This is a genomic window from Planktotalea sp. (assembly GCF_018607965.1).
GTDB lineage: Bacteria > Pseudomonadota > Alphaproteobacteria > Rhodobacterales > Rhodobacteraceae > Planktotalea.
This window is the reverse complement of the sequence record NZ_JABBAM010000136.1, coordinates 1-15,688: the sequence shown is the minus strand read 5'-3', so window position 1 is coordinate 15,688 and position 15,688 is coordinate 1. Positions and strand designations below refer to the sequence as shown.

18 protein-coding genes are annotated in these 15,688 nt (G+C 52.7%); 8 read left to right on the top strand and 10 right to left on the bottom strand.

The genetic code is table 11. The annotated features are described in order from the left end of the window. Nucleotides 1–417, bottom strand: a 417-nt coding sequence (locus tag QZ279_RS12510) for a DMT family transporter (protein WP_293451356.1), incomplete at its 3' end; no start/stop codon positions are given. Nucleotides 418–539: 122 nt separating this feature from the next. Here QZ279_RS12510 and QZ279_RS12505 point away from each other — a divergent pair. After that, the gene (locus QZ279_RS12505; RefSeq protein WP_293451354.1) at nucleotides 540–1,103 is read left to right on the top strand and encodes a YafY family protein; all 564 of its coding nucleotides are present in this window, start codon (nucleotides 540–542) and stop codon (nucleotides 1,101–1,103) included. A 155-nt stretch (nucleotides 1,104–1,258) separates the two neighbouring features. Here QZ279_RS12505 and QZ279_RS15785 read toward each other — a convergent pair whose 3' ends face one another. Both QZ279_RS15785 and QZ279_RS12495 read right to left on the bottom strand, forming a co-directional pair. After that, nucleotides 1,259–1,462, bottom strand: coding sequence for a GNAT family N-acetyltransferase (locus QZ279_RS15785; RefSeq protein WP_366513959.1), 204 nt, complete (start codon nucleotides 1,460–1,462; stop codon nucleotides 1,259–1,261). Between the two features lie 57 nt (nucleotides 1,463–1,519). Further along, complete coding sequence (locus QZ279_RS12495; RefSeq protein ID WP_293451350.1) at nucleotides 1,520–1,675, bottom strand: hypothetical protein; 156 nt, start codon at nucleotides 1,673–1,675, stop codon at nucleotides 1,520–1,522. Nucleotides 1,676–1,796: 121 nt separating this feature from the next. Here QZ279_RS12495 and QZ279_RS12490 point away from each other — a divergent pair, with 121 nt between their 5' ends. Then, entirely contained in the window at nucleotides 1,797–2,531 is a 735-nt protein-coding gene (locus QZ279_RS12490) for a heparan-alpha-glucosaminide N-acetyltransferase (RefSeq protein ID WP_293451348.1), read from the top strand. Nucleotides 2,532–2,617: 86 nt separating this feature from the next. On the opposite strand, the gene QZ279_RS12485 is transcribed toward QZ279_RS12490, so the two are convergent. Genes QZ279_RS12485 through QZ279_RS12460 form a run of 6 tightly spaced genes read right to left on the bottom strand, consistent with a single transcriptional unit; the run spans nucleotide 2,618 to nucleotide 6,645 of the window. Next, nucleotides 2,618–3,127, bottom strand: coding sequence for a DUF3299 domain-containing protein (locus QZ279_RS12485; protein ID WP_293451346.1), 510 nt, complete (start codon nucleotides 3,125–3,127; stop codon nucleotides 2,618–2,620). After that, the gene (locus QZ279_RS12480) at nucleotides 3,121–3,621 is read right to left on the bottom strand and encodes a DUF3299 domain-containing protein (RefSeq protein ID WP_293451344.1); all 501 of its coding nucleotides are present in this window, start codon (nucleotides 3,619–3,621) and stop codon (nucleotides 3,121–3,123) included. Before QZ279_RS12480 ends, QZ279_RS12485 begins: the two co-directional genes overlap by 7 nt. Nucleotides 3,622–3,642: 21 nt before the next feature. Next, complete coding sequence (locus QZ279_RS12475) at nucleotides 3,643–4,893, bottom strand: ABC transporter permease (protein ID WP_293451342.1); 1,251 nt, start codon at nucleotides 4,891–4,893, stop codon at nucleotides 3,643–3,645. Next, nucleotides 4,890–5,585 (bottom strand): ABC transporter ATP-binding protein, encoded by a 696-nt coding sequence (locus tag QZ279_RS12470; RefSeq protein ID WP_293451340.1) that lies wholly within the window; start codon nucleotides 5,583–5,585, stop codon nucleotides 4,890–4,892. The genes QZ279_RS12475 and QZ279_RS12470 overlap by 4 nt, the downstream gene beginning before the upstream one ends. A 6-nt stretch (nucleotides 5,586–5,591) precedes the next feature. Continuing rightward, complete coding sequence (locus QZ279_RS12465; protein ID WP_293451338.1) at nucleotides 5,592–6,227, bottom strand: DUF2796 domain-containing protein; 636 nt, start codon at nucleotides 6,225–6,227, stop codon at nucleotides 5,592–5,594. 31 nt (nucleotides 6,228–6,258) lie between these two features. Continuing rightward, nucleotides 6,259–6,645, bottom strand: coding sequence for a Fur family transcriptional regulator (locus QZ279_RS12460; protein ID WP_293451336.1), 387 nt, complete (start codon nucleotides 6,643–6,645; stop codon nucleotides 6,259–6,261). Nucleotides 6,646–6,867: 222 nt separating this feature from the next. Here QZ279_RS12460 and QZ279_RS12455 point away from each other — a divergent pair, with 222 nt between their 5' ends. The 4 genes from QZ279_RS12455 (at nucleotide 6,868) to QZ279_RS12440 (ending at nucleotide 12,431) form a co-directional block, all read left to right on the top strand. Then, nucleotides 6,868–7,371, top strand: coding sequence for a winged helix DNA-binding protein (locus tag QZ279_RS12455; protein ID WP_293451334.1), 504 nt, complete (start codon nucleotides 6,868–6,870; stop codon nucleotides 7,369–7,371). Nucleotides 7,372–7,389: 18 nt separating this feature from the next. Further along, nucleotides 7,390–8,439, top strand: a complete 1,050-nt coding sequence (locus QZ279_RS12450) for a TAXI family TRAP transporter solute-binding subunit (protein ID WP_293451332.1) — start codon at nucleotides 7,390–7,392, stop codon at nucleotides 8,437–8,439. Between the two features lie 77 nt (nucleotides 8,440–8,516). Continuing rightward, complete coding sequence (locus QZ279_RS12445) at nucleotides 8,517–10,853, top strand: TRAP transporter fused permease subunit (RefSeq protein WP_293451330.1); 2,337 nt, start codon at nucleotides 8,517–8,519, stop codon at nucleotides 10,851–10,853. 15 nt (nucleotides 10,854–10,868) lie between these two features. Further along, nucleotides 10,869–12,431: a sulfatase-like hydrolase/transferase gene (locus QZ279_RS12440; protein ID WP_293451328.1), complete on the top strand. Its 1,563-nt coding sequence runs from the start codon at nucleotides 10,869–10,871 to the stop codon at nucleotides 12,429–12,431. Nucleotides 12,432–12,469: 38 nt separating this feature from the next. On the opposite strand, the gene QZ279_RS12435 is transcribed toward QZ279_RS12440, so the two are convergent. Beyond that, the gene (locus QZ279_RS12435) at nucleotides 12,470–13,363 is read right to left on the bottom strand and encodes a LysR family transcriptional regulator (protein WP_293451326.1); all 894 of its coding nucleotides are present in this window, start codon (nucleotides 13,361–13,363) and stop codon (nucleotides 12,470–12,472) included. A gap of 77 nt (nucleotides 13,364–13,440) precedes the next feature. Here QZ279_RS12435 and QZ279_RS12430 point away from each other — a divergent pair, with 77 nt between their 5' ends. Continuing rightward, nucleotides 13,441–14,508, top strand: coding sequence for a TauD/TfdA family dioxygenase (locus tag QZ279_RS12430; protein WP_293451324.1), 1,068 nt, complete (start codon nucleotides 13,441–13,443; stop codon nucleotides 14,506–14,508). Nucleotides 14,509–14,526: 18 nt separating this feature from the next. Beyond that, the gene (locus tag QZ279_RS12425) at nucleotides 14,527–15,621 is read left to right on the top strand and encodes a molybdopterin-dependent oxidoreductase (RefSeq protein ID WP_293451322.1); all 1,095 of its coding nucleotides are present in this window, start codon (nucleotides 14,527–14,529) and stop codon (nucleotides 15,619–15,621) included. Nucleotides 15,622–15,688 lie beyond the last annotated feature (67 nt).

Sequence of the window (15,688 nt, the reverse complement as noted above, 5' to 3'; positions counted from 1 at the left end):
GATCAAGACGCCGCCGATAGCGAGCGCGCTACACATAAGAACGCGGCGTGATGGGGCTTCTTTGATGAGCAGCCAAGCGAGCAGGGCGGTAATAAACGGGGTGGTTGCCCAAATGATCGAAACATTTGCGATCGTCGTTAGCTTGAAGGCGGGGATAAAGGCGGCGGTTCCTGAGGCCATGATAAACGCTGCCAGCAATGCGGGTGCGCGGAAGCGGCGCATCTCGTCTTTGACGGCGCCTCGAAACCATAGAACCATAAGCGTGATCACGACTGCACTGATACCGCGCCAAAAGATAACATCCCAAGCTGTCGCGCTGACGGCCTTTGTGAATATGCCCGCTGTGCTGAACGTGACCGCTGACAAGCACACCAGAATGACGCCGGCTTTGTGATTAGCTGTTAAACTGTCGTTCATTCTATGTCTCTCGCCTTGCGTGCCACCTAGTCTAACACGACACTGCTGACACCATATGGTCAGCAGTGATGTAGTGGTATTTGTTTAAACTAGATACGGGTTTTCTGAGAGGTTGAATAAAGATGGGCCGATCAACGCGGATGTTTGAGATCATCCAAATTCTGCGCAACGCCAAACACCCGCGCACGGCGCAAGCGATTGCGCAAGAGCTAGAGGTTACCAAGCGCACGATCTATCGCGATATAGCTGCCTTGCAAGCCATGCGGGTTCCCGTAGAGGGCGAGGCTGGCGTTGGTTACATTATGCGTCTGGGTTTTGATTTGCCGCCTGTCAATTTCAACGTGGAAGAGGCCGAGGCGATAACCGTTGGCTTGGCCCTAATCGCACGCACAGGGGATCGGGGTTTGAACCGTGCAGCCAAAAGTGCTGCACAAAAACTGACCGAAGCGACGCGATTAAGTGCGACTGTGTTTGCGTCAACGTGGGGTGTGGATGAACCAAAGCTGGTCGATCTAACAATCGTGCGAAAAGCGATCCGTGAAGAACGCAAATTGCAGATTACCTACCAAGCCAAAGAGGGGGCTGAAACGCAGCGCATCATTTGGCCAATCGCTATTGCGTACCATTGCGAGGTGATTGTGATCGCTGCTTGGTGTGAACTGCGACAGGATCTTCGCCATTTTTGACCTGATCGGATTAATGCGTTCAAAGAATTGGGCGATGGTTTTATAGGGCAAGGGGATAGATTGCGCCAAGACTGGATCAAGGAGTATGCGAGCTGGCTATGAATGGGGTGTGGTTCAAAAAATTGCCTTATGTCGGGCGTTAACTCGTGTGGGTGCTACAGTATCTTTTGCATCCTAATGTAGGCTCGGTCATTTTTTTGAAACTCATCGCCGTAGCCTTCAAATCCCAGACGTTGATAAAATCTGGCAGCAGTCTTGCGGGCATCGAACCAAAAATGGCGCATGTGTCTGCGCCGTGCTTCTTGCTCAAACGCGCGGATAAGGGTGCCACCAAACCCGCGTTTTTGGTGTGATGCCAAAACCGCGGGTTTGCGAAGTCTGATGCTTTGATCCCCTTGTTCATGGCTTTCAAAGAGTTAGCCAACGCCGACCAAGACCCCCTCAAATTCGATCCCGAGATGCAAGGCGTTTACGTCGCCGTCGACAAAGACTTCGGCCAAGCGTCCGTCTGGACGAAGAACCTTGTGACGGATCGGATAGGTTTGTTCTGGCGTAAGTGTGCGTAGGATCATTGGAAAACATTAACGGCAGGGAGTGCGGTGAACAATTTAAAAGGACATAAGTCTAAGACCATACTGGATCTGGTGATCTCGGTTGCCAATGCATAAGGTGAACGCAAAGGGAGTGCCGCCGATGGGAACACCGCGCAGAATTGCACTAATCGATATTGCGCGCACAAGTGCATTGTGCGCAATGGTGATCTTTCATTTCACGTATGATCTTGAAATGTTTGGCTTCGCACCGCGCGGAACCATGGCAAGCCGCGAATGGGTGGTGTTTGCTTGGGTTATCGCCGGTAGCTTTATCTTTCTGTCTGGTGTTAGCCTCGTCCTAGCGGTGCAAGACGGCCCAATCCAACCGCGTAAATACATCAAACGACTTGCGATGTTGGGGCTGGCCGCACTTGCGGTGACTGCGGGCACGTATGTGTCTATGGGCAATGCATTCGTGCGCTTTGGAATTTTACATCTGATGTTCGCTGCTAGCATCTTGGGCCTTCTCGTTTTGCGCCGTCCATTTTGGCTGACGGGCCTGCTTGGCGGGGCGATCCTTGCGATACCCTACGCGACGAATTGGCCGTTCCTTGGTAGCGCGAATTGGCTTTGGCTTGGCAAATCCACGCAACTTCCGCCCATGGTGGATTATGCACCGCTTATCCCTTGGCTTGGAATTTTTCTGCTTGGCATGGCGGCTGCACAACTGGCCGCGCGTTTGGGGCTTTGGGGTGAGGTTGCAGGATCGATTGATGCAGACACGCGCTGGGCCAAGATTGCGTCATGGCCGGGGCAACATTCTCTTGCGATCTATTTGATCCATCAACCTGTGCTGTTTGGTAGTGTTTATGCAGCGCGTTTGGTTTCGGGCTAGCAGTATTTATGTCTTGTCCTGCGCACTTGAAAAATTGCCCAAGACGCCGTTGGAATTTTAATAAAAGCGGGATTCACATAATCCTACTAGGTGCGAAACGCCTCGATTTTTTCCGCTGATATTGCGTATCCAATGTCTGCCAGATGCGTCCTTAGAGACGACACGCCAAACATTCCGATCACATTCACAGGCTCGTACAACCCTTTGCTCTCATACGGCGTTTGGGTTGTGACAAAGACCAATTGGTTTGCAGGGGGTGGTGGGACATGGACGCAGGCACCCGCATAGGGCACGAGGATAAACGCTGTGACGCTTGCGCCGCTATAATCAATCGGAACGATGAACCCGGGTAGGCGCACAATTTGGCTGTTCCAATCGGTGCGCACACCGCTTGATGTCGGTTGCTCACTGTTAAGTGGGGCTTGCTCGTGGTCAATCATCCCACGCAAAAAGGTCGGAACAGCCGTTTCATTTTCAGGCAGCAGATCGGACCAATCAAGGTCGATATATTCTTCAGCAAGGGCAATACTTGGGATAAACGCCTTGGCTGCCAAGCCTGCAAGAACCATGCGTCTTTGCAAGGTGTGACTTACCATTCGTATACCTCCATCTGATCCGCCACGATGGCATAGCCTGTTTGACCAAGATCAGTAGATTGCAATTGCGTGCGCATCATTCCAATCACCCAAACGGGATCCCAAAGGCGATCACCAGGCCAGGGTGTTTCGGCGTTGACCATAACAAGTTGGTTTGCGGGCGGGGGCGGGGTGTGAATGCAAGCACCAGTATAGGGGACAAGCATGAATTCCGTGACACCCTTTGAACCGGTCTCGAACGGGATAATGAACCCCGGCATTTTGATATACGCGCCGTCGAGCGTTTCGTTTAATATAAATGCGTTTTCATCATAGATCGGGTTCCAAGTGTCATTGGTTTCATCGATCTCGCCTTGACCGATGATTTCCGAATAAGGCACCCCTGCAGGGAGCAGATCGTCCCATGTGATTTCACGCGGTGTTGCTGCAAAAGCCGTTTTTGGGACGCTCAGCGCTGCTGACAAAAGCATCAAAGTAGATCTTCGATTTAGCATCACTTCACCTCATGCCGGGTGTTAGGTTTTGACCATCATACCATCTGCCAGCGACATTCTGTAAGCCCTAAGTGCCGGAACCATGCTCACAATTGCGCCAGCTGCTATGACACCAAGCATGACCCACACTTCACGAAGACTAGGCGGATCAATTGGCAACCAAAGCCCAAAGGCACTGTCGAGAATAGGCTGAGCGAGGGTAAGACCGACATAGAGCAGCGCTAGCCCCAAGAGCGCGCCGAGGGCGGCCATAAGCATGGCCTCAAGGACCAGCATACTGAGAATTGTCGCAGGTCGCGCGCCCATCGCGCGAAAAATTGCCATTTCGCGGCGGCGTTCGTTTAGGCTAGAGAAAATCGTCGCCATCATGCCGATCAGGGCTGTCACAACCACCATTGCAGACACCGCAAGCAGCGCGGTTTCTGCAATGCCAACGATGCCCCAGAGTTCTTGCAAGGCGACACCGGGCAAAATCGCGAGCAGGGGCTCTTGGCCGTATTCATTGATGGCGCGTTGTAGTCGGAAGGTCTGCAAAGGGCTTTTCACACCAACAAGTGCGGCGGTAATGGCTTTGGGTTTCAGCTCCATCGCGCGGATTGTACCGGCAGGCGTCGCTTGCCCTTGAACCTGCGCACCGCCTTGCCAATCCACATGGATCGCCTCAATCGCTTCCATGCTTACGATGACGGTCCGGTCCACGGGTGTCCCTGTTTTTTCCAAGATCCCAGACACGCGGAACGGTTGATCTTTGTGCTGCGCGAAGGAGGCCAAGCCATGCGCGACTATGATCGGATCGCCGACAACATACCCCAAGGTCGCCGCCACATCCGCGCCGATTACTGTATCAAAGAGATCATCTATGATGACACCGTCTGCCACCTCCAGTGATCTGCCTTGGCGATATTTGTAGTGCTCGAAAAAAGCTTGGCTGGTGCCCATGACCCTGAACTGGCGATGACTGTCGCCGAGCGAGATCGGAACAATCCATTCGACTTCGCTGCGCGTCGCAATGTCTTGATAACTGTCCCACGTTACATTGTTCGTCGCGTTGCCGATACGAAACACGGAATAAAGCAGCAATTGGACAGAGCCAGAGCGCGCGCCAAAGATCAAATCGGTGCCTGATATCGTGTCAGCAAAGCTGGCCTTGGCCCCTGTGCGCACCTTTTCAACACCAAGGAAAAGCGCGACCGACAAGGCTATCGCGAGGATGGTCATACCCACGGTCAAAGCGCGCGCGAAGAGCGAGGCAATAGCAAGACGCATGATCATAGGGTGGTCCTTTCAATCTGCGCGATGTCCTCAATACGAATGACGCGGTCAAAACGCTTGCCCAGTCGTGAATCATGGCTGACCATTAATAACGAGGTTTGATGCGCTTCAGTTTGAGCGAACAAAAGATCAAGAAACGCAGCTTGGCTGTTGGCATCAAGGGCGGATGTCGGTTCATCCAAGATGATAAGCGGCGGTTGCCCGATCAAAGCGCGCGCAACGGCGACGCGTTGCTGTTGTCCGACGCTAAGCGAGGTAGCCTTTGTGCCGAGGACGCCTTTAGGCAGCCCTAGTGCGGTGGCAAGCGCCATTGCTTGCGCGCTCGCATCACCCGCGCGTTTGCGTCGCTTTGGTGCAAACCGAAGCGGCAAGAGAATATTATCCGAGACGGTCCCAAAAGGGAGCAAATTGAACTGCTGAAAGATCACCCCGATCTGTTCTGCGCGAAACCGGTCCCGCGCACCACCCGAAAGCGTTGTGATGTCTGTCCCCGCTATCGTGATCGACCCACGATCTGGCAGAATAGTGCCACAGATCAGCGACAAAAGGGTCGACTTGCCCGAGCCACTTTCGCCCAATAACAAGATCGATTCACCTTTTGCGATTTCAAGCCGAGGCACTGCGAGGGAAAACCCCGAGCGTCCCGGCCAATGATAGGCAAGATCAGAAAGGTTTAGAACACCATCCGTCACGTGCAGTTACCGATCCAGCGCTAAATTTGGTGCGCTGCGCATAACCTCAAAGGCTTGTGCGCCAGATGCTGTGATGATCTGCACGTCGACTTCCTTGGCGTTGGGGAATGCGTCGAAATAATTGAACGTGATTGTATTCAAGGCGTCAGGCATCGTGCACGTTAGATTATATTCAGCATGAAATTCGGTGTGGCCCGTTTCCTCGGCATGCTCTTCGTGGTCATCATGTCCATCGTTCTTATGATCATGCTCATCGTGCTTTTCATCATCATGATCGTCATGGTCATTGTGATCCGTTTGACCCTCATCCTCGTGCGCGTCGTGATCTTCTTCGGCCTCAAGTTCGGCTTTTGCATCTATCAAAGAGCACGCGGCTGCCTTTGGCATTACAAATAGTGCGAGTGGAGCGGCGAGCGTCTCAATTGCTGCACTCACCTTCGCAAGGTCAACGTCGTTTTCCGCCTTGTATTCGAACCCGACAATATCGGCACCGGGTGCATGAAATTCCATGGCGACAGTCGTGCCATCAATCGCAATATTAAGTGCCCCAACACCATGCTCATGCGCATCCAGTTGGCGGGTATCTTCGGCAAATGCGATAATGGGGGCAAGCAGGGCGACAAGGGAAAGAGCGTGTTTCATAGGAACTCCAATAGTTTTTAAAAGAGAGGGGTTAAGCCGCGCAAGATCCGCACTGGCCGTGAATTTCAATGATATGTCGATGCGCGTGAAACGCGTTTTGATTGGTGAGCGCGGTCAAAGTGGGCAGCAAGTCGCTGCCATCGTTCTCTTCGACGGATCCGCAATCTTCACAGATTGATAGAACCGGCAGGCTTTCGATGTGATTGCAGCGGCAAGCTACAAACGCTTTTATCGATTCCAGCCGATGAGCACGTCCCTGATCGGTTAGGGCTGAGAGTGTGCGATATACGGTTGGGGGGGCCATGTCGGGTTCAGCGAGCTGAAGTTGTTCAAGGATTTGGTATGCTGTCATGGGCCTGTCGCAGGCGCTCAGCACAGTCAAAACATCTGTTTGTCGCGCGTCAGCTGATTTTCGCATCGCTTTGCCTGCAATTGTTGAATTTGTATTTATTTTATAATGTAACAAATTGCAATGCATTGATTTCGTAAAACTTTCACGAACATTAGACGTGACCTCGCGGGCACTCAACCCAACCTCTAAAAGCAATGGGGCTTGAGTTCATGCAAGTGCAGGGTGGGCTTTGATCGAGGGTGGCTGTTATTGCACTTGCCATATGTTGCGTTTGCCAACTAAGATTTGATGATTCTGCCGATACTTGGGAAAACACAATTGCATGACGCCTTGATCCCTTATGATGATGTGGATGATTTTATCATCCTGCGCGCACGTGCTTTCACCAGCCGTATCAGGCGCGCTATGATCCGGGACGTGCTGCAACCTGATAACGTGCCGTTGATCGAATGGCAGCTTGTGTTTTCTGTCGCGCGATTTGGCACCTGCCATCTTGCCAAAATTACGCAGCAAACGTCGCTCGATCCCGCACATGGCAGTCGCGCTGCGGCATCGCTGGAAAAAAAGGGGCTGATCGAGCGCCGCGACGACCCAAAAAATCGCCGACGCAAGCTGATTTCGCTGACGCCAAGTGGAATGGAGTTGGTGTCGCGGATCTGGCCGCGCGCGCAAGAGCTGCTCAAAACTGTCACTCACTCCATGAAGGACGACGACCTCGCAGAGGTCAAACGTTTGCTTGACATGATCAATGATGCAGCCAAGCATCTGGATGAAAGAAACGACAACGGTTAATTTATCAGGGAGGATACGATGAAACCGATGACCTTAATGGTGGCAGCAGCCGCCGCACTTTCAATGACGACCAGTGCATTCGCACAGGTCAATTTGACCGCTGAAACTGCCAGCCCAGGTGGGGCGGTGCATTTATCACCCGCTCACATGACTGAAATTGCTGGGACCCAAGGCATTGCGAATATCCAGCTTGCCGAAGGTCAAACGCTGACCAACTCGATCCAGAACGTTGCCGAAGGCAAGACTGACATCGCTGGCACGCCCTACATCCTGCCGTTCTTGATGAGCCGCGGCGTTGGTCCCTTCGGATCGTTGGGCGCTGAAAAAGGTGCCGAGCTTGCTGGCAACTTGCGCGCCATCACTCCGGTGACTTTGGGCGTGTTTTTCTTGTTTGCGTATGACGCCAAGGGGATCAAAGGTTGGGACGACATTGAAGGCCGTAAGATCTTTAACGGCCCACCGCGTGGTGGTGCGCTTACCAATGCGCGCAGCATGATCCAGATTATCACCGGTCTAAAAGACGGCGAAGGCTATACGGGCATGCAAACCAATTGGGGGCAGGCCACTTCGGTCATTTCAAGTGGTGAGCCAGATGCGGTTGTCCTACCAGAACTGTTTCCGGGCAGTCGTCTGACAACAATGACTGCGGCAGGAAAGGCGACCGGTTGGTCCATGCCAAAGGACATATACGACGGTGAAGCCATGCAGAAATACATGGGTGCACCGGGCAGCGCGCCATTTACCATTAGCGTTGCTGATCTGTCCGAGACAATGGGCGAGGATTGGACGTTTGTGTCTGAGGACGACACGTTTCGTGCGTTTGCCACTGTTGGTGGACTGGTTGTGAACAAGAACATGGACGACACATTGGTCTATGATCTGGTGTCCGCCTATGTTGCATCTATGGATGCCCTGAAGGCCAAAGCGCCGTTTGGTGATACAGTCGCTTTTGATGAGCCAATGCAGGGTATGTGCGGTGCCAATCCGGTTCAGTATCACCCTGCTGCTGCACGCGCATGGCGCGACGCAGGATATGATCTAGACGATTGCGCCGTCTCTGAGAGCTAAGCAATCCTAACACTTTGCGGGTGCTGCCTTGTTTGGTGGCACCCGCATATATTCGCAACAGTCCCAAAAGGTGACCGATGTCCGATACCCAAAAAAAAATCACGTCAGACGAGGTCTTTCCATCCCGTGCGGTTTATATACTCGCATTAGTTTTTGTCTTTATAGGCATCATCAATAGCACCCCGGTGATCCCCGGATGGGACGCGATGTGGCAGACCATCACTGGCATTGAAAATCTAAAAACACGGGCGTTTCCGACTGAATATTTTTACCCCCTCTCTTTCTTCATTATGATGATGGTGGTGGCGTTAAAACATTCTATGTGGCGAGCATGGCAGGGCACGTCGCGTGCTGGATTTGGCGCGTTCATGGACGCAGCATTGGTCTTGGCCGCATTTGCCATTTCGATAACCTACCTGATCGAGATTGACAGCGTTTGCTTGATAGACTCGTTAAATGGCGAGCGTGCGCGCATCATGGCACAAACACTCCAAGCAGAAATCGAATTTGCCGATCTGATGGGTTTGCCTGTTCCCGACACCGTTGAAGACCCCAAATGCGTGAATACCACTGGTGTTTGGCTGGTGGCGATCATGGGTCTCTCGATCATGGTTTTCTTGGCCTATAACATTAAGGTCTGGGGGCTGCCGCTGGTCGCTGTGTCCATCGCGATGGCGCTCTACACATTTGGCACGGTTTTGGTGTGGTATTTTCACGGACCGGACGACGTTAACAAATATCTGATGACCAAGCTGGGGGGGGAGCCGCGCACATTCCTTGACGGTGTCCCGAACGTGCACGACGCGTTGGTCAACACGTCTGCTGGCATTTTGGGGCGGTTCATGAGCGTGATCATGAGCGTGGTGTTCCCATACATTATCCTAGGCGCATTGTTTGGTAAGTCCGCAGGTGGGCAAACCTTGATCAAGCTATCGTTCCGCTGGACGCGTAAATTACGCGGTGGTCCAGCGCATGCGGCGATCGTCAGTTCTGCGATGTTTGGCACGATCACCGGCGGCCCAGTCGTCAACGTGTTGTCCACAGGCGTTCTGACCATCCCGATGATGATCCAGCGTGGCTTTTCGCGGGTTTTCGCAGGAGGAATGGAAGCGGCTGCATCGTCCGGCGGTTCGATCATGCCACCTGTGATGGGGGTCGCCGCCTTTATTTTGGCCGCCATGACGGGTGTGCCCTATCGCGACGTGATTATCGCGGCGACCTTGCCTGCGATTGCCTATTTCCTGTGCCTTTTCTTGTCCGCGTCATTCCAGTCACGCAAGCAAGGGATTGAGGCATTTGGAGAGCTAACCGAAGACATGCGCGTCTCGGGTAAAGACATCTTGCACTTGTGCCAGATTTTCCTGCCTATCCTGTTAATCCTTCTGCTCTTGCTGACGCCAAAAGACATGGTTGGGTGTGGGCCAATAGCGTCGATAATGGGCGCGGATGCGGTCATGCAAGGGGATCGCTGTGTCGTAACTTCGCTCCCTTGGGTGCTACAAATCTTTCAGAATGCCGCAGGCGATGCCGGCGCTACCGGCTGGTGGGCTGCGGCCTTTGTGTTGATCTTGATGTTCCTCGACAAAGACTTCCGCACCCGCCCACGCAAATTGCTGGACGCATTGGCGGAATCCGGGATCACCATTTCGACCCTGTATCTGATGTTGCTCGCCGTTTCGGTCATCGACGTTTGTTTGAACTTCACAGGTCTGTCCAAATTCGTAGCGATTGACGTGCTGCGGTTCCTCTTGTCGTTTGATCTTGGTGGGGAAGGGTCTGCGTATATCCAGTTCTTCGCTTTGTTCATCACCATGTTGCTGGCAATCTTGCTGGGGATGGGGATGCCTGCGGTTCCGGCCTATATCAACGTTGCTTTGTTGATGGGGCCGATGTTGATTGGCCTTGGGATTGCGACGTTCACCGCACATATGTTCATCTTTTACTACGCGATTGCCTCGGCCATTACCCCTCCCGTGGCGCTGGCGGCCTTTGCGGCATCGACGATCACCAAGGCGGATCCGATGGCAACGGGCTTTAGCGCCGTGCGATCGGGAATTGTGATGTTCGCAATCCCATTTGTGTTTGCCTTTTACCCCGAAATCTTGTTGGTCGATCATGCGCTGATCGACCCCGCTAGCCCGTCCCGCGCGCCGCTGCCCGGTTATGAAAACGGTGTGTCAATGTCTGCGCTGGCATGGCTTTTGGCGCGTCTGGTTCTGGTGCTTTATCTTGTGGCCAGTGCTCTTGCGGGGTTTGATGCGCGCAAGCTAAGTGCCGTCTGGGTTCTAATCCGGCTTGCCACAGCAGTCGCTATCTTGATGAGACCCGAGGTGATTCAATTCACCGCTATTACATTCGCGATTGCACTGCTTGCACTGCACCATGTTGGTGCGCGCCGCGTTCACGCCATTTAAATCTAAAGGGCTTATATGTCCAAACGACCTAATTTTCTGTTCTTCATTACAGATCAACAGCGCGCTGACTGGCTGGGATGTTACGGGCACCCCGTATTGAAAACCCCAAATATTGATGCGATTGCGGCACGCGGCATGCGGTTCGACAACTTCCATACCGCCTCCCCTGTGTGCATGCCCAATCGGGCTTCGTTGCTGACGGGACGCTACCCCAGCGTGCATGGGCTACGCTACAATGGTTGTGTGTTGCCTGAAACTGCAAACACCTTTGTAGACGTGCTTGCGGGGGCAGGTTACGACACCGCTGCAATTGGCAAGAGCCACTTGCAACCGTTCACAGGCCAACCGCCGATGGGCCATACCCTAGAAAGCGTTGCTGCGATATCGGAGGCGTGGAGCGTGCAGCGCCAAGACACTTACGCCGAAGAACCGGCGCATTACACCAGCGACCAACGCTACGAGATCAAGACGCCCTATTACGGCTATCAGCACGTCGATATGGTAACGTCCCACGGGGACCGCTGTGGTGGACACTACGGTCAATGGTTCCGCGATGCTGCCCCTGATTGGAAGGCACAGCATGATCCCACAAACGAGCTGCCACATAATTATTCCTGCCCACAAGCCTACCGCACGCCAATCCCAGAAGACCTTTATCCAACCGCCTATGTGCGCGATCGCGCTGTGGATTATCTGACGTCGCGCACCGGCGATGACACCCCGTTCTTCACGTTCGTCAGCTTTCCCGATCCGCATCATCCATTCAATCCGCCGGGCAAATATTGGGATATGTATAGCCCTGATGATTTTGATGTCTCGCTCCCCTATGACGCCCATCAAAATCCCACACCTCCGATGTGTTGGTTGCATGACAACTGGACCGAACGTGGCGGTCAACCGACACCGCAAACCGCGATGATGTTGGACGAGCAGCAATTGAAAGAGGCGATGGCGCTCACCGCTGGCATGATGGCGTTCGTTGATGATGCTGTGGGTGACGTAATGGCGGCCCTTACCGAAAGCTGTCATGCGGATAACACGGTGGTGTGTTATAATTCTGATCACGGCGATTATCTGGGTGACTTCAACATGCTGTTGAAAGGCGCACTGCCCAACCGCTCTATTACGCGCGTTCCCTTCATTTGGTCTGACCCTATCGCACCTGAGCAAGATAGCACCGACGCGCTGTGTTCGACTGTTGACCTTGCGGCCACCATTTTGGAGCGCGCGGGATTGGAACCTTTTAACGGCAATCAAGGCCGCAGCTTCCTACCCGTCACCATGGGCGGCGAAGCCCCCCGTGAGGAAGCTTTGGTCGAGTATAACGATGGTGGCAATCGGCTTGGGTTTACCAGCCCCGCGCGCGTCCGTGCTTTGCTGACCAAAGAGTGGCGTTACACAATTTATCGCGACCAAGACTGGGGTGAACTCTACGATTTAGGCAAGGATCCGCAGGAAACGCATAACCTTTGGGACAGTGTTGAGCATAAAGATATCCGCGCGTATTTGGCAGAGCGGCTAAACCATCACCTGATCGCGCAAATGGATGACAGTCCGCAGGCCGATCGCATCGCGTAGCCGACGCTAAGTCGACTGACGTCTGGCCATCGTTTGCGTTAATCAGCACTTTCTTCATGGATTGTCCTGCTTAGGAAATTCCAGAAAACATCAACCGCTTTTGAATTTGAATTACCATGCTTCTTAACCATATGGATGTGTCGTTCTGTGGTTGGTCGCAAGGGTTTGACGATGACGTCATGATACGTTGCGGGCAAAGAGAGCGAGGTCACAATCGCGACACCCATCTGCGCTCGGACAAGTTCGAGGATCGAGTGTGTTTGTTGTATGCGATGTTTGATATTTGGCGCGGTTCCCGAGGCTTCGAACCAATCCAAGATAGCAGGCTCGCTACCCGCCAACGTCATCACAAATGGCCTGCACTCAAGGTCAGTGGGCGAAAGGTTTTGTCGTTTAGATAGCGCGGACCCCTTGGGCAGTAAGGCTACGAGTTCATCCGATGCAATTGTGATCGCCTCGAAATCTTCAACAGGATCGCAAAGCACCGCTACATCTACATTTCCGTGGATCAAGTCGGTACGGGTTCTGTCGTCTGAGCCTTCAACAATACTCACTGATATGCCGGGGTAGTGTTTCGCAAACTTTGTCAAAAGGTCGGGCAAGATGCGTGATGTCGCCGAAGACCCGAACGATCCAATGCGAACAACACCTTCTTTACCCTGTCTTAACGCCTCAAGTCGTTCGCCCAAAGTTCGGATTGATCGATCGATTTCTGTGGCATGTTTGACCACCAAAAAACCCTCTTTGGTCAGACGCAGCGGCCGCGTATCACGACATAGCATTTGTAACCCGATGGCTTTTTCGTAGTTACCAATTGAACGGCTGATTGCAGATTGCGTCACACCCAGCGCATTGGCTGTTTGCGAGACGCTGCCTGTTTCATGGATGCTTTGCAAAGCACGCAGTACGGCGAGGGATGGTTCTGGTATCATAGAGTATGATTAAAACTCATTTTGTTTTTTCCGGCAATGCAATTAGGAAATAGTACCTAGTCAATCAAGGATTCTATATGTCAGGCCAAATCAACCAAAATGCCCAACTTCCCGATGCAATTACGAAGCCCTCGGCATGGTTGGGGGCTGACATGGCGCGCAAACCCGATGCGTGGCTTTATCAACTTACCGCTGCGGATGTGCTCGATCTTGAAACCGCCGCCGCCCATTTTCAAAGTCTTAGCATAGATGTCGGTGAGATCAGCAAAGAAACGTTTCCGCTGGCGACATTCGCAGAGCATATCGAGGGTCTAAAGCAAACCCTTCTTGCAGGTGTCGGGCTTGAGGTTCTGCGTGGTCTGCCGATTGAAAATTATTCACAAGCCTTCGCCGCCACTATATTTTGCGGCATTGGTGCCCATATTGGGAGTGCCAGATCACAAAACGCGCACGGACATATCTTAGGTCATGTGCGCGACATTGGTGTTGATGCAAATGATCCCAATAGCCGCATTTACCAAACCTGCGAACGTCAAACATTTCACACAGACAGCGCAGATGTTGTTGGATTGCTTTGTATCCGCGAAGCGAAAGAGGGTGGGAAATCACTGCTGGTCAGTGCCGAAACGATTTATAATCGGATGAAGCAGGAACGCCCCGATCTGCTTGAAAAGCTTTTTGATCCAATCGCAACAGATCGCCGTGGCGAGATCCCCGATGGGGCCAAGCCGTACATGAAAATCCCTGTACTCAGCTGGCACGAGGGGTATCTAACCGTCTTCTACCAGCGCCAATATATCGACAGCGCCCAGCGATTTGACGGTGCGATGCGTCTTTCTGCGGAACACATTGAGGCGTTGGACATGTTTGATGCGTTGGCGAATGATCCTGCACTTTGTTTTGGCATGCAATTACAGCCCGGGGACATGCAGTTCGTCTACAACCATTCGCAGCTGCATGACCGTACTGGATTTCTTGATTGGCCGGACCCCAGCCAACGACGCCACCTAATGCGTTTGTGGTTGTCGATTGGCGGGGATCGCCCATTGCCCGAAATTTTCAAGGAACGCTATGGCACGATTGAAGTCGGAAATCGCGGTGGTATTATCACCAAACATACCAAACTACATGCGCCAATTGACTGAACGAAAATAGGCACCGTTATGAGCAAAAATCCATTCGAAATTTATACTGAAAAACCCACGACAATAGATGGCATTTATAGCCAAGCTGAAGTGGGTCTTGCCAATCGAAATAGTGGTATTTTGCTGGAAACTTTGGCCCTCGATGTCACTCCCACAGGAAGCCATTATCTGCTGAGCCATTTTGATGTTCCTTTGCTCAACCCTACAACGCATAGCCTACAATTTTCGGGGTCTTTTAACGCACCATTTGAAATGTCTATCGCTGACATTATGGCCTTACCCGCGGTGACAATGCCCGTCACCATGGAGTGCGCTGGCAACGGGCGCGCAGGCGTTTCGCCAAGATCCTTTTCGATGCCTTGGTTGTATGAAGGCGTTGGCACATCTGAATGGACGGGAACAAAACTTGCGCCATTGATTGAAAAAGCCTGTCCAAACGACGATGTCGTCGAGATTTCGTTCACCGGTGCAGATTATGGATATGACATGGGCGAACCCCATTTCTTTGGGCGCAGTCTGACGCTTGCTCAAATTAAAAAGCTCGATGTTTTGCTCGTTTACGCGATGAACGGCGCACCTTTGCTACCCCAACACGGAGCCCCTTTGCGGATCATTGTGCCGGGCTGGTACGGAATGGCGAGCGTTAAGTGGCTGACAAATATCGAAGCTCTAACCAAACCCTATGATGGCCATCAGCAGGTTAAGACCTATCAGTTCAAAGCACATAAAGATGATGTAGGAACGCCCATACAGAGCATACGCGTGAAATCCCTGATGGTTCCACCGGGTGTTCCCGATTGGTCATCGCGCAAACGGTTTGTGCCAGCGGGAGGTGTTGATTTGATAGGACGAGCATGGTCAGGCGATGGGGTTTCTATTGAGGCAGTCGAAGTCGAAATCGCGGGTGAATGGCGCGTGGCAAAGCTTTCGGAAAAGAAAGATCAATATGCGTGGCAAAAGTGGACATTCACTTGGCAGGCAGAGCCAGGGGAGTATATTTTGAGATGCCGAGCCCGCGATGTGAATGGTAACGTTCAACCCCTTGATCCCCCTTGGGATCAGGCTGGTTTCGCTAATAACGCGGCCCAATGTGTCCTTGTGTTTGTCGCGTAGTATCAAAAGGGCCGTGGCAGAAGAAATTTGGGTGTGAAGGGTAGGGTGGTTTCGCAGCGTTCTGCAA

Coding starts and splice junctions, on each gene's coding strand:
- QZ279_RS12505 (WP_293451354.1), top strand. CDS start 540: ATGGGCCGATCAACGCGGATGTTTGAGATCATCCAAATTCTGCGCAAC.
- QZ279_RS12495 (WP_293451350.1), bottom strand. CDS start 1,675: ATGATCCTACGCACACTTACGCCAGAACAAACCTATCCGATCCGTCAC.
- QZ279_RS12490 (WP_293451348.1), top strand. CDS start 1,797: ATGGGAACACCGCGCAGAATTGCACTAATCGATATTGCGCGCACAAGT.
- QZ279_RS12485 (WP_293451346.1), bottom strand. CDS start 3,127: ATGGTAAGTCACACCTTGCAAAGACGCATGGTTCTTGCAGGCTTGGCA.
- QZ279_RS12480 (WP_293451344.1), bottom strand. CDS start 3,621: ATGCTAAATCGAAGATCTACTTTGATGCTTTTGTCAGCAGCGCTGAGC.
- QZ279_RS12475 (WP_293451342.1), bottom strand. CDS start 4,893: ATGATCATGCGTCTTGCTATTGCCTCGCTCTTCGCGCGCGCTTTGACC.
- QZ279_RS12465 (WP_293451338.1), bottom strand. CDS start 6,227: ATGAAACACGCTCTTTCCCTTGTCGCCCTGCTTGCCCCCATTATCGCA.
- QZ279_RS12460 (WP_293451336.1), bottom strand. CDS start 6,645: ATGCGAAAATCAGCTGACGCGCGACAAACAGATGTTTTGACTGTGCTG.
- QZ279_RS12455 (WP_293451334.1), top strand. CDS start 6,868: ATGATTCTGCCGATACTTGGGAAAACACAATTGCATGACGCCTTGATC.
- QZ279_RS12450 (WP_293451332.1), top strand. CDS start 7,390: ATGAAACCGATGACCTTAATGGTGGCAGCAGCCGCCGCACTTTCAATG.
- QZ279_RS12445 (WP_293451330.1), top strand. CDS start 8,517: ATGTCCGATACCCAAAAAAAAATCACGTCAGACGAGGTCTTTCCATCC.
- QZ279_RS12440 (WP_293451328.1), top strand. CDS start 10,869: ATGTCCAAACGACCTAATTTTCTGTTCTTCATTACAGATCAACAGCGC.
- QZ279_RS12435 (WP_293451326.1), bottom strand. CDS start 13,363: ATGATACCAGAACCATCCCTCGCCGTACTGCGTGCTTTGCAAAGCATC.
- QZ279_RS12430 (WP_293451324.1), top strand. CDS start 13,441: ATGTCAGGCCAAATCAACCAAAATGCCCAACTTCCCGATGCAATTACG.
- QZ279_RS12425 (WP_293451322.1), top strand. CDS start 14,527: ATGAGCAAAAATCCATTCGAAATTTATACTGAAAAACCCACGACAATA.